The organism is Anaerovibrio lipolyticus LB2005, from assembly GCF_000621545.1.
In the GTDB taxonomy this organism is placed as follows: domain Bacteria; phylum Bacillota; class Negativicutes; order Selenomonadales; family Selenomonadaceae; genus Anaerovibrio; species Anaerovibrio lipolyticus_A.
This window is the reverse complement of sequence record NZ_JHYA01000003.1, coordinates 23,276-39,105: the sequence shown is the minus strand read 5'-3', so window position 1 is coordinate 39,105 and position 15,830 is coordinate 23,276. Positions and strand designations below refer to the sequence as shown.

General features: G+C 43.4%; 17 protein-coding genes and 1 riboswitch. Of the genes, 9 read left to right on the top strand and 8 right to left on the bottom strand.

Annotated features, from left to right (window positions below; translation table 11 throughout):
• Positions 1-385: 385 nt before the first annotated feature.
• Positions 386-1,843, bottom strand: coding sequence for a proline-rich domain-containing protein (locus T355_RS0103275; RefSeq protein WP_027396508.1), 1,458 nt, complete (start codon positions 1,841-1,843; stop codon positions 386-388).
• Positions 1,844-2,153: 310 nt separating this feature from the next.
• Between T355_RS0103275 and T355_RS14625 the strand changes: the two genes are divergently transcribed.
• A complete protein-coding gene (locus T355_RS14625; RefSeq protein ID WP_051555346.1) occupies positions 2,154-3,017 on the top strand; it encodes a flagellin in 864 nt (287 codons plus the stop codon).
• A gap of 217 nt (positions 3,018-3,234) precedes the next feature.
• Positions 3,235-4,833: a hydroxylamine reductase gene (hcp, locus tag T355_RS0103265; RefSeq protein ID WP_027396507.1), complete on the top strand. Its 1,599-nt coding sequence runs from the start codon at positions 3,235-3,237 to the stop codon at positions 4,831-4,833.
• A 62-nt stretch (positions 4,834-4,895) separates the two neighbouring features.
• Here the strand turns inward: hcp and T355_RS0103260 are convergent, their stop codons facing one another.
• The 4 genes from T355_RS0103260 to T355_RS0103245 all read right to left on the bottom strand — a co-directional run bounded on the left by T355_RS0103260 (position 4,896) and on the right by T355_RS0103245 (position 8,732).
• On the bottom strand, positions 4,896-5,885 hold the full coding sequence (locus T355_RS0103260) for an ABC transporter substrate-binding protein (RefSeq protein WP_027396506.1): 990 nt from the start codon (positions 5,883-5,885) through the stop codon (positions 4,896-4,898).
• A 20-nt stretch (positions 5,886-5,905) separates the two neighbouring features.
• A complete protein-coding gene (locus tag T355_RS0103255) occupies positions 5,906-6,685 on the bottom strand; it encodes an ABC transporter ATP-binding protein (RefSeq protein ID WP_051555345.1) in 780 nt (259 codons plus the stop codon).
• Entirely contained in the window at positions 6,675-7,676 is a 1,002-nt protein-coding gene (locus T355_RS0103250; RefSeq protein WP_027396504.1) for a FecCD family ABC transporter permease, read from the bottom strand. The genes T355_RS0103255 and T355_RS0103250 overlap by 11 nt, the downstream gene beginning before the upstream one ends.
• A gap of 102 nt (positions 7,677-7,778) precedes the next feature.
• Positions 7,779-7,965: riboswitch (cobalamin riboswitch) on the bottom strand.
• 104 nt (positions 7,966-8,069) lie between these two features.
• A complete protein-coding gene (locus T355_RS0103245) occupies positions 8,070-8,732 on the bottom strand; it encodes an alpha/beta hydrolase (RefSeq protein ID WP_037329759.1) in 663 nt (220 codons plus the stop codon).
• Between the two features lie 223 nt (positions 8,733-8,955).
• Between T355_RS0103245 and T355_RS0103240 the strand changes: the two genes are divergently transcribed.
• The 3 genes from T355_RS0103240 to T355_RS0103230 all read left to right on the top strand — a co-directional run bounded on the left by T355_RS0103240 (position 8,956) and on the right by T355_RS0103230 (position 10,230).
• Positions 8,956-9,312 (top strand): cupin domain-containing protein, encoded by a 357-nt coding sequence (locus T355_RS0103240; RefSeq protein ID WP_027396502.1) that lies wholly within the window; start codon positions 8,956-8,958, stop codon positions 9,310-9,312.
• Positions 9,313-9,384: 72 nt separating this feature from the next.
• A complete protein-coding gene (locus T355_RS0103235) occupies positions 9,385-9,819 on the top strand; it encodes an Rrf2 family transcriptional regulator (RefSeq protein WP_027396501.1) in 435 nt (144 codons plus the stop codon).
• 27 nt (positions 9,820-9,846) lie between these two features.
• Positions 9,847-10,230 (top strand): VOC family protein, encoded by a 384-nt coding sequence (locus tag T355_RS0103230; protein ID WP_027396500.1) that lies wholly within the window; start codon positions 9,847-9,849, stop codon positions 10,228-10,230.
• A 13-nt stretch (positions 10,231-10,243) separates the two neighbouring features.
• On the opposite strand, the gene T355_RS0103225 is transcribed toward T355_RS0103230, so the two are convergent.
• Both T355_RS0103225 and T355_RS0103220 read right to left on the bottom strand, forming a co-directional pair.
• The gene (locus tag T355_RS0103225) at positions 10,244-10,963 is read right to left on the bottom strand and encodes a DUF169 domain-containing protein (RefSeq protein ID WP_027396499.1); all 720 of its coding nucleotides are present in this window, start codon (positions 10,961-10,963) and stop codon (positions 10,244-10,246) included.
• A 151-nt stretch (positions 10,964-11,114) separates the two neighbouring features.
• Positions 11,115-11,660, bottom strand: a complete 546-nt coding sequence (locus tag T355_RS0103220; protein WP_027396498.1) for a TetR/AcrR family transcriptional regulator — start codon at positions 11,658-11,660, stop codon at positions 11,115-11,117.
• A gap of 166 nt (positions 11,661-11,826) precedes the next feature.
• On the opposite strand from T355_RS0103220, the gene T355_RS0103215 reads away from it, so the two are divergent.
• The 4 genes from T355_RS0103215 to T355_RS13355 all read left to right on the top strand — a co-directional run bounded on the left by T355_RS0103215 (position 11,827) and on the right by T355_RS13355 (position 15,251).
• Positions 11,827-13,695 (top strand): heavy metal translocating P-type ATPase, encoded by a 1,869-nt coding sequence (locus T355_RS0103215; protein ID WP_027396497.1) that lies wholly within the window; start codon positions 11,827-11,829, stop codon positions 13,693-13,695.
• Positions 13,696-13,807: 112 nt separating this feature from the next.
• Positions 13,808-14,224 carry a ferritin family protein gene (locus tag T355_RS13360; protein ID WP_037329758.1) on the top strand — a complete coding sequence of 139 codons (417 nt, stop codon included), beginning with the start codon at positions 13,808-13,810 and terminating at the stop codon, positions 14,222-14,224.
• A gap of 38 nt (positions 14,225-14,262) precedes the next feature.
• Complete coding sequence (locus T355_RS0103205) at positions 14,263-14,697, top strand: MarR family winged helix-turn-helix transcriptional regulator (protein ID WP_027396496.1); 435 nt, start codon at positions 14,263-14,265, stop codon at positions 14,695-14,697.
• Positions 14,694-15,251 carry a M48 family metallopeptidase gene (locus T355_RS13355; protein ID WP_071997155.1) on the top strand — a complete coding sequence of 186 codons (558 nt, stop codon included), beginning with the start codon at positions 14,694-14,696 and terminating at the stop codon, positions 15,249-15,251. Before T355_RS0103205 ends, T355_RS13355 begins: the two co-directional genes overlap by 4 nt.
• A gap of 93 nt (positions 15,252-15,344) precedes the next feature.
• On the opposite strand, the gene T355_RS0103195 is transcribed toward T355_RS13355, so the two are convergent.
• Complete coding sequence (locus tag T355_RS0103195; RefSeq protein ID WP_155851657.1) at positions 15,345-15,821, bottom strand: hypothetical protein; 477 nt, start codon at positions 15,819-15,821, stop codon at positions 15,345-15,347.
• Between the last annotated feature and the right edge of the window lie 9 nt (positions 15,822-15,830).

The window sequence follows — 15,830 nt, the reverse complement described above, 5'->3', positions numbered from 1 at the left end:
TGCCCTGATTGGCACTCCTCTTTCGTTTGAGTTGGGAACATATTTTTGGTATAATGTACTGCGAGAGGCATTGATGTGTCGGCTTCCTCACATTCGAGGAGGTGATGGCCTATGAGTCTTTACGAGCAGCTATCCTTGTTGATAGCCCTTTTAACTCTTGCCGTTACCATATATAGTATTAAGAGATAACTCCTCTTATATAAAACTACAGCCGACCACTGCAATGGTCGGCTATACTTTGGGTTGAATCAACTTCAAGGAAGCTGGCGGAGCAAACGTCAACTGCCTCTTTTCTTATGCTCATTATACCATGATGAATCATTTCTTACCAATATTTTTTACACATCATTCCATTTAACAGAATAAATCTTACATTTGGGGCTATTTAAAGAACTTTGACTCCATCTACATAAAGGCTATGTCCGTTAGCGGTTATCTGACTGATATTCCCTGTAAAGCTGGAAATATGGGTATCATCCATCAAAATCCATTTACTGGTGTTATCAAGGGAAACTGACACATTTCCCACATTAGTGGAAACAGTTTCTCCCTTTACATTGGTAATATTGCCACAGATAGAGCCAGTAAAGGTTGAATTATCCTTAATATTTAAGATCAGCTTGGAATTTTCACCTACCAAAATATTTCCTTCCATCACCTGATGGGCTGCATTTACAGTTGCAACATTTGAGCCTCCATTCCATCCATCATCGCATACGGACATAAGGACATTATTTGCATCCTGATTTACAATTTTAACTCCATCAAGATTTATAACCGCATTGGTATTGGTCACATGGAATACATGACCATTTTTATTGGTCAGACTGCCACCATTTACATTAAAGAATGATGTGCCGCTGTCCGCATCCCCGGAAAATGACTGATAGATCATGATCATATCATTAAAGGTTGCATTGGCATTGCAGCCCCTATTGTTGGCAGTCATATCACAATTATTCAAAGTGATGGAATTTAACCCCTCAATACACACTCCCTCCGACATAGTGGACTCCAAAGTTGCATTGGACACGGTGATATCCGCAGTGGAATAAATAGTAGGTGAACCCAAACCATGGGATACATAGGTACCACCATCTACTATAACCTTTCCGCCGCCTCTATCACTTCTGATTGGGGCTGAGGACTGGCCATTTGTTGTAATATCAAGGTTATAGGCCTCAGTAATACCGCCACCTGTGGTCATAATACCACCTGAACCGCTGCCGGAGGTGGTGATTTTTGTATCCCTGATAATAACCTTGGTACCGTCACCCTCTGCACCATTCTGTCCGCCGTTACCTCCATAGGAAAATACCCCATTGGCGCCAGAAGCATCAGAGGTTATGGTGCCACCGATAATGGTTGTGGTAGAGCCGCCCTTTACCAGTACAGTGGCATTCTGTCCATAAAAATTACAGTTATCCCGTCCATCGGAATCACCGGCTTTTGTTATTGTAGGATTAGTAATATTTACATTATCTGCAGTGCTTATAATTAAAGCACTCTTTTCCGCTGTATCACTGGCATACGCTTTATCGTTTTGACTAGAGGCAGAGTTTATCTCCGTAGAAGCTGAATACTTCACTTCTGACATGCTCCCATGTCCGCCAAAGCCTCCCGGCATACCATTTGGTGGTGCCCCATGATGTGCAGAGCCAGTAGGTGGCGGCCCCATAGGTGGTTTCCCATCAGGTGGCGGACCAGCCGGTCTGTCCTGATCTGAAGACATTATAACTTGAGTATTATCTGTATCTGCTGCATAAGCAGAATTAATAGCACCGTAACTGCCAATAGCTATCGAGGTGGCCAACATACAGGCCAATATTTTAGATTTCTTCATAATAATATGCCTCCTTTGAATTTCATGAACACATAATAGAGCATAAATCTAAATATACATTAAACAAAGAAGGCATAATGCTAAACTTTTCTTAAAATGAAGAATATCAATATCAACTATTTATCATTTCTTAATTTCCAGTTTATAAAAAATTTATATTTGGCCAATATAATGAGCCCATTAAGCAAGATGAAAGCATACGGGCTTTCATCAGCCCTTACACGAAATCTAAAGTTCATCTTCATCTTTCAAATTCGATTCACTAAGATTTCGTAGTAAATTTAGATTAGAAAAAGATGGGAGCAAAAATATGAGTATTGGCAGTGTAATGAGTGTAATCAATTCCTCTTTAAATGATTTAAACCGGGCCCAAAGCTCACAGGCAGAAAGCATAAAACGAATTGCAACAGGAACAAAATATTATAGTCCCTCCAATGGTGCTTCAGAATATGCCATTGTTCAGAGGATGTATAACAATATTGGCAGTGTAACACAGTCCAACAGCAATACCCAGACAACCAATGCCATGCTGAATGTGGCTGCCGGGGCCGTAAGCAACACTATAAATTCCCTTTCCACACTAAAGCAGACCCTGATAAGCGCCGCCAATGGAACCAACAGCAACTCCGATGTTGCCGCCCTGCAGGAATCAGTAAATCAAACCCTTTCCCAGATTGATTCCAACGCCCAGATTACCTATAACGGGCAAAGTCTTCTAGACGGCAGTCAATCCATTCAGGTGGCAAGTGACAATGGCTATGAAACCATTAATCTTGGGGATATGAGTACCGCCGGCCTTGGGCTTACAGACAGTGAAGGTAACAGCACCATCACACTGGGGGATTTGTCTGATTTAGGCACCGCAATTGATACAGTTGACACTGCTTTAAACACTGCCCTTGACCAGGCTACCAGCATTGGTACCGCCCAAAAGGGTCTGGAATATCAATCTGCCAACTACACCACCATGGAGGAAAATCTCTATGAGGCAGTATCTACCATTGATGATACTGATATTGCTGCTGAGTCCGTAAACAATGCCAGTGCCAATGCCCAAAGTCAGGTTGCCCTATGGGCCGTAAAGCAGGGTATGCAGGCCCTCAGTAAAGAAGTAGGTTCCCTGGGTGAGCTGTACACGCATAACCCTAACGCTGCCTACAATTTGCTTAGTTAATTTGTAAAGTGACTAATTGGCGTACACACATTCAAAATTATCCAAACCACAGAGAAGATTGGTCATAACACCGCCAATCTTCTCTGTGGTTTTTCTTTTCTATAAATGTTGTAATTACAACATACAAGTTTGATTTATTGTATTATATTAAACTTGCAAAAGCAAATCAAACAATAGGAAAACTCTTAATGTGTGTATTACAAGGGGGATTTTAATTATGAGCAATGAAATGTTTTGTTTCCAGTGTGAGCAGACTGCAGGCTGTACAGGATGTACCGGCAAGGCTGGTGTATGCGGCAAAAAATCCGATACAGCAAAGCTGCAGGATGAGCTGACGGGTGCCCTGATTGGCTTGGCCAGAGCCGTTGACAGCAATGGTGAAGCAACCAAAGAAGTTTACAATACTATAATTGAGGGACTTTTTACCACAATTACAAATGTGAGCTTCGACAACGAATCACTTGAAAAAATGATTGCCAAGGTTCGCAAGCTTGAGCAGGCTCTCGCCCCAGATTGTGGCAGCTGTGCATCACCATGCGGCAAGAACAGTGAATTCAACATGGATGATCTGTGGACAGCCAATGAAGATATCCGCTCTCTGAAGTCCCTGATTTTATTTGGTATCCGTGGCATGGCAGCCTACGCTTATCATGCCAATGTGCTGGGATACACTGATGAAGAAGTAAATAAGTTCTTCTGTGAGGCTCTCTTTATGATTGGCTACGGCGAAGATCAGGATACTCTGCTGCCAGTTGTTTTAAAGGTTGGTGAAATCAATCTTAAGTGTATGGCCCTTCTCGATAAGGCCAACACTGAAACCTATGGTTCACCAGAGCCTACCACTGTTTCCCTTACAGTGGAAAAGGGGCCTTTCATCGTAGTTACAGGCCATGATTTAAAGGATCTGCAGCTTTTATTGGAGCAGACTGAGGGCAAGGGCATCAATATTTACACCCACGGTGAAATGCTGCCAGCCCACGCCTATCCTCAGCTTAAGAAGTTCCCTCATCTCAAGGGCAACTTCGGTACTGCATGGCAGAACCAGCAGAAGGAATTTGATAACCTCCCTGCACCTATTCTTTACACCACCAACTGCCTCATGCCGCCTAGAAAGAGCTATGAAGACAGGGTATTTACCACTGAGGTGGTTGCATTCCCTGGGGCAGTTCATATTGATGACAACAAGAATTTCACCCCTGTAATTGAAAAGTCCCTGGCACTTGGAGGCTTTACAAAAGATACTGAGTTCACTGGTATTAATGGTGGAAAAGAGGTAACCACCGGCTTTGGCCATGCTGCAATTCTTTCACATGCAAGCACTGTGGTAGAGGCCGTAAAATCCGGCGTCCTTAAGCATTTCTTCCTTGTGGCTGGCTGCGATGGTGCCAAGCCTGGCAGAAATTACTATACGGAATTTGTTAAGCAGACTCCAAAGGACAGCATTGTACTTACCTTGGCCTGTGGCAAATATCGCTTCAATGATCTTAACCTCGGTGAAATTGGAGGACTTCCACGCCTTATGGATATGGGCCAGTGCAACGATGCCTACGGAGCCATTCAGGTGGCTGTTGCCCTTGCAAAAGCCTTTAACTGCAGTGTAAACGAGCTTCCTCTCTCCTTCGTACTCTCCTGGTACGAGCAGAAGGCTGTGTGCATTCTCCTCACCCTGCTCCACCTTGGCATCAAGAATATTAAACTGGGGCCATCCCTTCCAGCCTTTGTTTCCCCTAATATTCTTAATTTCTTAGTAGAAAATTATGGTATTGCACCAATTACCACTCCTGAACAGGATTTGGCAGAGCTGCTAGGTAAATAAAAACAAGGACAGCCGTCTCAAATTTGAGATTGCTGTCCTTTTTAATTTCATATTAAAAATTTTTATTTGTTCATTTCAGCAGCAAGACGTTTCAATGCATCTACTGTACGCACGCCTGGTGTAATTTCAGACAGGCGAACCTTGATAAATTTATTTTCCTTAACTGCCTTAACATCCTTCAGCTGTGGATTATTGCGGATTGTTGCGACCTTCTCCTTGAAATCATCCTCATTGCGAACACCACTACTGTAATCGCAGATAATAATGTATTCCGGATCACCTGCTACAACAGATTCCCAGCTGGCTGCGGCCCAGGTCTTGTCAACGCCTGCGTTTTCCATAATATTTTCTGCGCCAATCAGTTTCAGGATATTGGTAGTGTAGCCCTTGTAGGCTGTAAATGGCTTGCCATCAGAAGCGTCATATACAAATACACGTTTTTTCGGCTGCTTGCCCAAGTCCTTCTGAACCTGCTCCAATTCCTTCTTCTGGGAATCCACCCATGCTTTAGCCTTATCCTGAACGCCAAAAATGTCGCCCAATTTCAGCATATCTGTAAAAACTGTTTCCAGATCTGCATCCGTTTTCTGCATGGAGGAAGGGATATAAATTGGTACTCCCTGGGAAGTAATGGAATCTGACGGAATGCCGCGCTTTGTAAAAGCAACCTCCCAGCCAGTTGCAAAATCTGGTTTCTCTGCCATAAATGTCTCATAGGAAGGCCATTTTTCCGACAAAACCTTCACTTTGCCATAGGCATCTGCTACAGGACCAAATACTTCTTCCTCCTTCATGGCTGTACCAACCATGCGGTCCTCCAACCCCAATGTCAACAGCATTTCGCTGGTGGCCTGAGACATGGAAATAACACGGGCCGGTGCCTTGTCAACAGACACCTTGGTCTCCTGTCCATTCAAGGTTTCTGTCCAGGATACAGGATATCCTGAGGAGGATGCCGCCTGTTCATTTTTTTGATTGCCACATCCGGCCACACTCAACAATGCAGCCATCAGCATACCAGCAACCGCACCTTTTTTCAGCCAATGCTTCATCTTCAAATCAATCGCTCCCTTCAGTAATTCAAATAAATTTTTCCATCCTGCTCAAAACGTAAAAACGGCACTTCAAATATTTCTTCCAAAATGTCTGGCTTTAAAACCTCCTCTGTTTTGCCTTTGGCATAGACTTTACCGTCTTTCATAGCGACAACATAATCCGTATACTGTGCCACCAATGATAAATCATGAAGCACAGCTACAACTGTCTTGTCACACCCCCGTAAAAGGTGCATCAAGGCCAGCTTATGCTTTACATCAAGATGATTTGTAGGCTCATCAAGAAACAACAGATCTGTGTCCTGAGCCAGTGTTCTGGCAATCATGACACGCTGCAGCTCCCCACCTGAAAGGCCCCCTGCCTTGCGTAGGGCCAGATGGGATACCCCCGCCTTTTCCATGGCAATACGAACCTTTTCACGATCTTCATTTGTATAATCCTGAAATTTTTCCTTAAAGGGAAAACGCCCCATCAGCACAATATCTTCAACATAAAAATCCAAAATGGTGTGGTGAAATTGTGGCAGCACAGCCGCCAGCCTGGCAAAGCTTTGGGAGCTCATATCTGCCAAGGGATTTCCCCGAAAAAGCACCTCACCAGCGGTACCCCCGGTCTCCCCCACCACACGCTTTCTGGTGAGAAAGGACAGCAGGGTACTCTTGCCGGAACCATTCGGACCAATAATGGCAGTAATCTGGTTTTCAGCAAAATGGGCTGAAACCTCACATAATACATTTTTACCCCCGATATTAAGGGACAAATTCCTTGTCTCAAGCAACATATCTTTATCGTGCATACTGCCTCCATATAATCCACAAGAAAACCGGTGCTCCCAAAAAAGAGGTGAGAATACCTATAGGTAATTCCTCCGGACGGAAAAGGCTCCGCGCTAATGCGTCTGCCACTACCATCACCAGTGCTCCCAACAAAACAGTGACCCAAAGCATGGAGGCATGGTCCGGACGCCCAATACGCCGCGCCATGTGGGGTACTATGAGACCAACAAATCCGATAACGCCTGCAATAGATGTCACTACAGCAGCGGATACAGAGGCCATAATAACCGACATACGCTGCAACCGCTGATACGACATTCCCAGAGATCGAGCTTCCTCACTTCCCAAAAGCATAATATCCAACTCATGGCGGTAAAGCCAGCAAAAAAGCATTAAAACCGCCAGGGATATCATCATTACAGGAACAACCTTCCATTGAATCCCTGTCAAACTACCTAACAACCAAAACATGGCGCTACGGACCTGGGCCTCGTCCTTTGCCGCATATATAGCAAACATGGTCAATGCCGAAAAAATAGCTGACACACCGATACCCATAAGTACCAAACGTAGCGGATTATCATTTCTTCCAGAAAGCAACAACACCGAAGCCGTGGCTAAAGCCGCCCCCACAAAGGCTCCAATATAAACTCCATATCCCAGTAGCATTGTCGATAAACCAGTCACTATACAAATTACAGCACCGGCACCGGCACCTGAAGAAACACCCAAAATATATGGATCTGCCAAGTCATTTTGGGATATGGTCTGCATCAATAATCCCGTCAATCCTAGTGACGCCCCAGCCATAGCAGCAAACAAACTCCGTGGCAATCGGATATCAAATAAAATCCGTGACACTTGGGCATTCTCGCCTTCAAATCCATTCACCACCTGCTGCCAAACCACATCAGATGGAATCATGACAGAACCAGCCCCCAAGGATAAAAGCAATGTGATGCATAATAAAACCAACAATATGGCAGCTATACCAAAAACAGATTTCCGCAAAATGCACCTCCATAAAAAAAATAAAAGCTCTTGACCACGTAGATCAAGAGCGCAGAATTATCCTGTCAAAGCGAAAATCCCCTCCCCATCTCTCGTAGGTCTAACGGTGATTATAAATCAGGCAGTTCTCCTGGCTCTGGTTCATAGCTGCATTGCGCCTTCCCAAAGAGGCTTTTCCCCCTTCAGTGACATAATTGCAAATTAGCTCCCCAATACAGTGGCGGGACCGCGCCGGTTTTTTTCCGGCTTCTCTATCAAGTCTAACGACACCTGATTTTATGTATTATTTTATGTATAAACTTATCGTTAAAATATTTTATATAATTATACTACACTTCAAATTGTTAGTATATAAAAAATTAACTCGATTATCATATCTCCTCTAAATAAAAATTAGGTAACACAACGCAAAATACCCTTGGCAAGGCGTATATCAGGATCTTTAAAATGATTTCCCGGATTCATTTCAAACACTGTATCTACACCAAAGCCTCTATAGCTTTCCACCATTTCCCGTGTCCTGTCCTCGACGGTTCCTAACATAGGATTTTTTGTTTTTGCCTCCTTATCACCAAGGGAAAAATATACCCTATCTGGCTTTTTGCAAAACAGATGTGTATCTGTATATTCCTTGAAGCCCGGAAACCACATGGAACCCGATGCACTTATTGCCCTGCTAAACATATCGGTCTTGTACAGGCTATAGACAGCAAACAGCCCAGCCAAAGAATATCCACCAATCACTATTTCTTCAGGTTCACTGGATATTTTACACTTTATAGCCGGTACAATACTCTTGGTCAGTGCGCTTAGATACTTATCTGCTCCACCTGTGCATGGTGCTTCCCCCTTGCCAACAGGCGGACATGCCCATGGAGACATTTCATCAGCCCAATTTATATCACTGACAACCCCCAGATATATTTCCCTATCTGTCATACCTTTTAGAGCCGAATAGATTCCGCTGCCATCCCCCTGAAAGGTGTTTATAATAACCAAGGTCTTTGAATCCGATTTTTCTCCATATATGTATATATGCTTTCCTTCAATTACCATTGTAATTATTATCCTCTCTGCCCATATAGATATCTTTATACTAATATATACAGAAATATTATATTGCTTATTTACTAAGATTACTATGGCCTAAACGTTTTTACTTCCCCATTGTCCTGCAAAAATTTTTTGTTGTAACTATTGACGTTACAGCAAATTAATGTTACTATCTCATTGTAATCAAGTTAGTTACAACATAAAAGCATTTTAGGAGGAAAACAAAATGAGAAATTTCAACAAAACTAATGTAGCAAATGATGCAAGAACCGAATTACACGACACTTTACAGCTTACCGGTGCTGAAATCAGCGTAAATAACCTTCCAGCCGGGGCCAGCGTTCCTTTTGTTCACTATCACAAAAAGAATGAAGAAATCTACTTTATCACCAACGGCAAGGGTAAGGCCGTAATAGACGGTGAAGCTGTTGAACTGACAGCCGGTGACTGGCTTCGTATCTCCCCTGCTGCCCGCCGTCAGTTTTTTGCGGCTGCTGATGAAGGTATCAGCTATGTTTGCATTCAGGTTAGGGAGAATTCCTTGGAGGAATATACCGCTGATGATGCTGCTATTGAAAAATAAGCTCAATTGACAATAAAGACTCATTGTAATAACATGATTTACAATGAGTCTTTTGTTTTAAGGAGAATTATTATGCAGTTTTCATTTCGCATGCCAGTAGCAGTACAAATATTGTTGTGTATCGCCAAATTTGATGGTGTCTTCAAAACCACCTCTACCTTTCTGGCTTCCAGCGTAAATATTAATCCGGTTATTATCCGCAAAACCCTTGGCCAACTAAAGGCTGCCGGACTAGTTGAAGTTGCTGCTGGTGTAGGCGGTGCAAGGCTTGTAAAAGAGCCATGTGAGATTACACTACAGGAAATATTTAATGCTGTGGAAGAAGATGAAGACTTATTTCATATTCAGGAGAATCCTAATCCTCAATGCCCTGTAGGAAGAAATATACAGCAGGTGCTGGGCAATAAATTATCCGTAGTCAAAAATCACATGCTGAATGATTTTGCCAAGATAACATTGGCCGATTTACTTAACGATATAAATACTGCCGAACAAAACAGGCAGTAAATCACCACCAACAGAAAGGAGAACATTATGGGAACTAAGCAATCTTATCTGGAGCATGCCGCTGTAACAGTGGCAGATATTGACTGGAGCATCGAATTTTTTAAAAATGTTCTGGGAATGACAGAAACCAGACGCAAGGAAAAGGACGGAAAGCTGCAACAAATATGGCTAAAAGGCGGCTTGCAGCTGGTTGCGTCTCCGGAAAACCCTAAAGCAGGTCAGGGCCATCATTTAGGCATCGTGGTACAGGATTTTAAGGCAACCATACAGGAAATGCTCACCTATGATGGCGTTACCCACATTGAAGGAAAGCCGGAAAAATGGATACAGCTGCCAGACGGGCTGGTATTGGAGCTTTTCCAGGAAAAACCAGGAGCCATTGAGGAAGTATTGTCTATTGAAGTGAAATAAACTAGATTTGCTACTACAGCCGCTTGCAAATGGTTTGCCAAGTACCAGTATGGAAGAAGCTCTTATCAGCATTCTCCTCCATTTCCAAAAAGCGTTTAAACGGAATACTAAAGGACATAATATCAGCCGGCAATACCTTTCTGGCTGACGGATCTGTCATGCCGATAAAGCACTCCCTGCTGCCACGCTCCGAAGCAGCCAGCACATTGCCTATGGACTGGCCGCAGCCAGCGCCAAAATAATGCTTTACGTTGTCCTGATTTTCCGTATCAAAATTTGCCAGAGTAGCAAGCCCCGATAGTCTGTCCGCATTTACCAAAAATATTACGGCTTCAGGGCTATCAGCTTCTGTAACCTCAGAAAGTGGCTTCATTACCACAAATTCCTTTTGGTCCTTAGGCACCACCTGCCAGCGCATAAACTTCAGTGCCAGCTCCTGGGAGGCCTTATAACGCTCCCCTTCCACCTTTAGTCCTTCACCATCTGCCAAAAACTTGTCCACGAAGCCTTCTTCATAAGGCCCAAAGCCACAGCCGGCGTGTCCTCCCTGACACACAACCGTTGCATTGCTCAGGGCTACTGTCTTTCCTTTGGACGCGGCATTAATCATGGCCACTACACAACCCCATCTACCTTCCTTAAACATTAACGCCCCATCTGGCTTTTCGTCTGTACGAATCACCGCCACAGGATGATTTTTTAGCTTAATGGCCTCGGCAATCTTACTTTTCATAGGAAAACCCTCCTTACACACATTCCTATGCCTTTCTATACTGCTGTATATATTCGTCGCTCATCTCCGTTATCCTGCGAATTATGACGTTAATTTTACGCAAATAAAACAAGGACAGCCGTCTCAATTTTGAGATTGCCGTCCTTTTAATTTATGCAAAGGGTGTAGTGCTGAAGAAAAATCTGCTGATTTCTTCAGGTGAATAATAATCGTTTTTCATCCACCAGCGAACGGTTTCTGCAAAATCGCACACCATGTGATTCAGCATGTATTCCTTTGGAATGTCAGATTTCTGCTTTTCCAATTCTCCATCAAAAACCAGTGTCATGCGTTCCTTGAAATATCGCATAAACATTTCACCGCTTTCACAGGAAAGAATGCGCTTTATATATCGGCTGCTTTCCTGAAGATGATAAAGTATATGCGTTATTTCAGCCTTTATATTATGGCCATTTTTTGAAAAGTCGTGTGTCTTTTCCCTATATATTTCTTCCGCAAAGACGTGGTCAAATATCTCAGAACAAAGAGTCTTCAGCAGCTCGTCCTTTGTTTCAAAGTGAGCGTAAAATGTACTGCGACCTATATTGGCCTCATCAATAATATCCTGCACCGTAATATTGGTATAGTTCTTTCTTTCAAGTAATCTGGCAAAGGCATCAAACACAGCCTGTCTTGTTTTCTGCTGGCGTCTATCCATGTCAAGCCTCCTGAACAAACAACAATTTCTTGTTCGATAATGGACATTTAAACATAACTGATTATTGTCTTAGGATTACAAAACAGTATAATCATAACTGAACACTTTGTTCATTATCATATAGATTATACACTTTTAAAAAGTGCATATCAATAGGAGGCGTTTTATGATTAAGAAAATCAATGACTTTCTTGCCGGATGGCCTATGACTATCGTTGGTGGTGTGTTTCTGCTGGCATCCTTCATTCTGCCGAGAAGCGGTCAGCCATGGGGAGAAAATCTGGCGTGGGTCTGTGTAATAATTTGTGGCATTCCACTGCTTTACCTGGCCATTTGGCGAATCATATACAACAAAGGCATAAGCAAGATTTCTTCCGCTCTTTTAATTTCAATGGCAATGATTGCCGCAATTTGCATCGGCGATCTCTTTGCAGCAGGAGAAGTTGCATTTATCATGGAAATTGGTGCCCTGCTTGAGGATATGACCACTAACCGGGCGAAGCAAGGTCTAAAAAAGCTGATATCTCTTGCTCCTGATACAGGAAGAATCATCAGAAACAGTGTGGAAGCTGTTATTCCCGTATCCGAAATCAAGAAACACGATATCCTTCGCATCCTTCCTGGAGAAACCCTTCCAGTTGATGGTGTGATTATTTCCGGAGAAACTTCTATTGATCAGTCTGCTATGACCGGCGAAAGCCTGCCAGTGGACAAATCGGTGGGAGATGTAGTCTTTAGCGGCACAATTAACCGATTCGGCTCTATTGACATTGAAGCCACAAAAGTCGGAGAAGACAGTTCCCTACAGAGGTTGATACGTATAGTAGAGGATGCGGAAAAAAATCAGGCACCGACCCAGCGTATTGCAGACAAGTGGGCAAGCTGGCTGGTTCCTTTTGCGCTGCTTATTGCCATCATTGCGTATATCGTTACAAATGATATTATCAGAGCCGTAACAGTGATGGTTGTTTTCTGCCCTTGTGCTCTCGTCCTTGCCACGCCGACGGCCATTATGGCAGCAATCGGACAGGCCACAAAGCATGGTGTTATTATCAAATCCGGCGAAGCTCTGGAAAAGATGGGAAAAGTGGATACCATTGCCTTTGATAAGACGGGTACCCTTACCTATGGCAAGCTGCAGGTAAGTGACATCATTCCATTGTCCGAATTATCCGAAAAGGAGCTGCTGACCCTGACGGCATCTGCCGAAAGCAGAAGTGAACACCCTCTTGGAAAGGCGATTACAGAAAAAGCATCCTCTGCCGAAATAACCCTTGAGGAAGTTGAAAAATTCAAAATGGTTCCCGGAAAAGGTATCTCTACCCGCATTAAGGGAATGGAATATTTCTTTGGAAACGAAAAATACATAAATGAAATTGGTATAAAAGCTGATAGCAGCACCGCGGACATTTTGGAGCGGCTTAGAGGTGAAGGAAAGGCAGCCGTTCTTGCTGCCCGCGATAAAAAAATAATAGGAATTATTGCCTTGTCAGATACCATTCGCCCCGAAGCAGCGAAAATGATTAAACAGCTCCGTGCTATGAATACAAATGCCGTTCTACTTACGGGAGATAATCAGAAGGCTGCTGAATACCTGGCTTCACAGGTTGGCATTACCGAGATAAGGGCAGATCTCCTCCCAGAGGAAAAGGTGGAAAATATTACACTTCTCAAGGGTAATGGAAAAATTTGCATGATTGGAGACGGCGTAAACGACGCTCCGGCTCTCAAAATTGCCGATGTGGGTGTTGCCATGGGAGCAATGGGCAGTGACATTGCAGTAGATGCTGCTGATGTGGCTCTAATGGATGACAACACCTCCAAGCTACCATATTTAAAGTGGCTAAGCAATACAACCATCAAAACTATAAAAACCGCAATTACCCTTTCCATGTGCATAAACTTCGTTGCTGTTACACTATCTGTACTTGGTATATTAAACCCAACTACCGGAGCCCTCGTCCATAATGCTGGTTCCTGCTTTGTGGTACTACTGGCAGCTCTGCTTTATGACCGAAAATACGAATACTCTTAAAATAAATTGTACAAAATTAAATTTTATACTTGACATTATTTTCCCCTTCGGTTATTATTAACCCATCAGATAAATTGTACACAATTAAATTTAAATCAAGGAGATGTATATTATGAGTATTTTCGGAAAAACTAAGGGTACTGGGATGGAGCAGGTTATTGAGTATATGGCAAAGGCTGAGAGCGATGGTGCAATGATGTATCAGTTCCTTGCCCGTATGGCCAGAGAACAGGGCTTGCCTGAAGTAGCAAAAAAGTTTTACAATATTGCTATGCAGGAGTCCATTCATTCCGGTTTCTTCTCTGCATTAAACGGAAAATATGACCAGAATTTCTGGCCATTGGTGGCAGAAATCCAGAAGCTGGAAGCCTCTGCCGATGAGAAGATGCCTGAAATGATTGAGGGTCTCCGCAAGCTGGGAGTTAATGAAGCTGCTGATGAGCTGGATACCTTCATGGCTCAGGAAATGAATCACGGCAAGATTCTGGCGGAGCTTTTGGCAGAGCATGCTCCTGAACTTTGCAAATAAAATTTTAGGAATATCAATCACCCTAAGGAGATAATAACGTGGCAAACTACGAACAGCTTAGATTACGCAATCAGCTATGCTTCCCATTATATGTATGTTCCAAAGAGGTTGTACGCAAATACAAGCCCCTTTTGGATGAACTGGACCTTACCTATACCCAATACATTACAATGATGGCCATGTGGGAGCACCAGCAGCTTTCTGCCAAGGAGCTGGGCAATATCCTCTATTTGGATTCCGGTACCCTGACCCCTGTGCTGAAGACTCTGGAAAAAAAGGGCTTCGTAGAACGCCAGCGTTCCAAGGATGATGAGCGCAGTCTGATTATTTCCCTCACCCCGGAGGGAAGTGACTTGCAGGACAGGGCTGCTCATATTCCAGAGGCTATAGGAAAATGCATCGACATGGATTTAGAAGATTTGCAGACCCTTCACAGACTTCTCCATAAATTCATGGACACCTCAATAAAATGAGAAAAGCAATACGCAATCTTGCCGCTGGTCACCCCATGCCATATCGGGGAGTAACCTATTCCCTGGAAATAAGGAAAACACTGGACAAGCCACAAGTAAAAATAGATGGGGACAAACTTACAGTTAATTTTTATAGGGAACATCCTGAAGTGCCTGTACAGGTGCCTTTGGTGAAATGGTATCGCCGCAGGGCGCAACATTACATCATAAGCCGCACTGCCTACTGGTCTGAGGAAATGGGGTTATCCTTCAATAAAATTTTTATCAAGGACCAGGATTCCCGCTGGGGAAGCTGCTCGTCACTTAGAAATCTTAATTTTAACTGGCGCATTATTATGGCACCGGATGAGGTGATAGATTATCTTCTTATCCATGAGCTGGCACATTTAAAGGAAATGAACCACTCCTCCGCTTTTTGGAAGCTGGTTGCCCAATACGATCCTGAATACAAATTGCATCGTCAATGGCTAAAGGATAACGGCAAGGCTATCTTCCTGCTGCTGCCAAAGCTGCCTGTATCTCTACTGGATTCCATATTTTTCCATGTGGATTAGCAACATATCAAAATATAAAAAAGAACAGAATCCCGACTGGTATACCACCACTTGAGATTGCTGTTCTTTTAATTTGTGAAAAATTTAAAATAATTATGCGGCAATATCCACATTTGCTCCCCGATACTTCACGGCATCGGTTTGCTTTAAATCCTTTTGATAAGGATTATCCTCATTGTAATACTTAATCTGGGTATTGGTCTCCCCACCGGAAATATAGGAGCGGCCACATTCCGGACAAATATCCGTCTTCAGGCGAACCGTAGCCCTTTCCACATGGCCATTGTTATTTCTGGCCTTATTATAGGCATTGGAAACATGCTCCTGCTCATGGCCCAGCACCACCGCTGCCGCATTGTTGGGATCAATGTGACCAGGTGCCTTAAAGGACACCATTTCATCGGAGCCATCAGTATATTTGCGATTTTTACAGGTCTGACACTCTGCCGGAGATGACTTCTTGCCAGGCTTTATCTGGTGTTCAGGACCAACGCCCTTTCCATCAGTCGCCTGAGGCCCCTGGGCAGCATAAGGGTTAGACATATATCCGTTAATTCCACCGATTTCCACCTTCATGCA

Coding starts and splice junctions, on each gene's coding strand:
- T355_RS0103275 (WP_027396508.1), bottom strand. CDS start 1,843: ATGAAGAAATCTAAAATATTGGCCTGTATGTTGGCCACCTCGATAGCT.
- T355_RS14625 (WP_051555346.1), top strand. CDS start 2,154: ATGAGTATTGGCAGTGTAATGAGTGTAATCAATTCCTCTTTAAATGAT.
- hcp (WP_027396507.1), top strand. CDS start 3,235: ATGAGCAATGAAATGTTTTGTTTCCAGTGTGAGCAGACTGCAGGCTGT.
- T355_RS0103260 (WP_027396506.1), bottom strand. CDS start 5,885: ATGAAGCATTGGCTGAAAAAAGGTGCGGTTGCTGGTATGCTGATGGCT.
- T355_RS0103255 (WP_051555345.1), bottom strand. CDS start 6,685: ATGCACGATAAAGATATGTTGCTTGAGACAAGGAATTTGTCCCTTAAT.
- T355_RS0103245 (WP_037329759.1), bottom strand. CDS start 8,732: ATGGTAATTGAAGGAAAGCATATATACATATATGGAGAAAAATCGGAT.
- T355_RS0103240 (WP_027396502.1), top strand. CDS start 8,956: ATGAGAAATTTCAACAAAACTAATGTAGCAAATGATGCAAGAACCGAA.
- T355_RS0103235 (WP_027396501.1), top strand. CDS start 9,385: ATGCAGTTTTCATTTCGCATGCCAGTAGCAGTACAAATATTGTTGTGT.
- T355_RS0103230 (WP_027396500.1), top strand. CDS start 9,847: ATGGGAACTAAGCAATCTTATCTGGAGCATGCCGCTGTAACAGTGGCA.
- T355_RS0103225 (WP_027396499.1), bottom strand. CDS start 10,963: ATGAAAAGTAAGATTGCCGAGGCCATTAAGCTAAAAAATCATCCTGTG.
- T355_RS0103220 (WP_027396498.1), bottom strand. CDS start 11,660: ATGGATAGACGCCAGCAGAAAACAAGACAGGCTGTGTTTGATGCCTTT.
- T355_RS0103215 (WP_027396497.1), top strand. CDS start 11,827: ATGATTAAGAAAATCAATGACTTTCTTGCCGGATGGCCTATGACTATC.
- T355_RS13360 (WP_037329758.1), top strand. CDS start 13,808: ATGAGTATTTTCGGAAAAACTAAGGGTACTGGGATGGAGCAGGTTATT.
- T355_RS13355 (WP_071997155.1), top strand. CDS start 14,694: ATGAGAAAAGCAATACGCAATCTTGCCGCTGGTCACCCCATGCCATAT.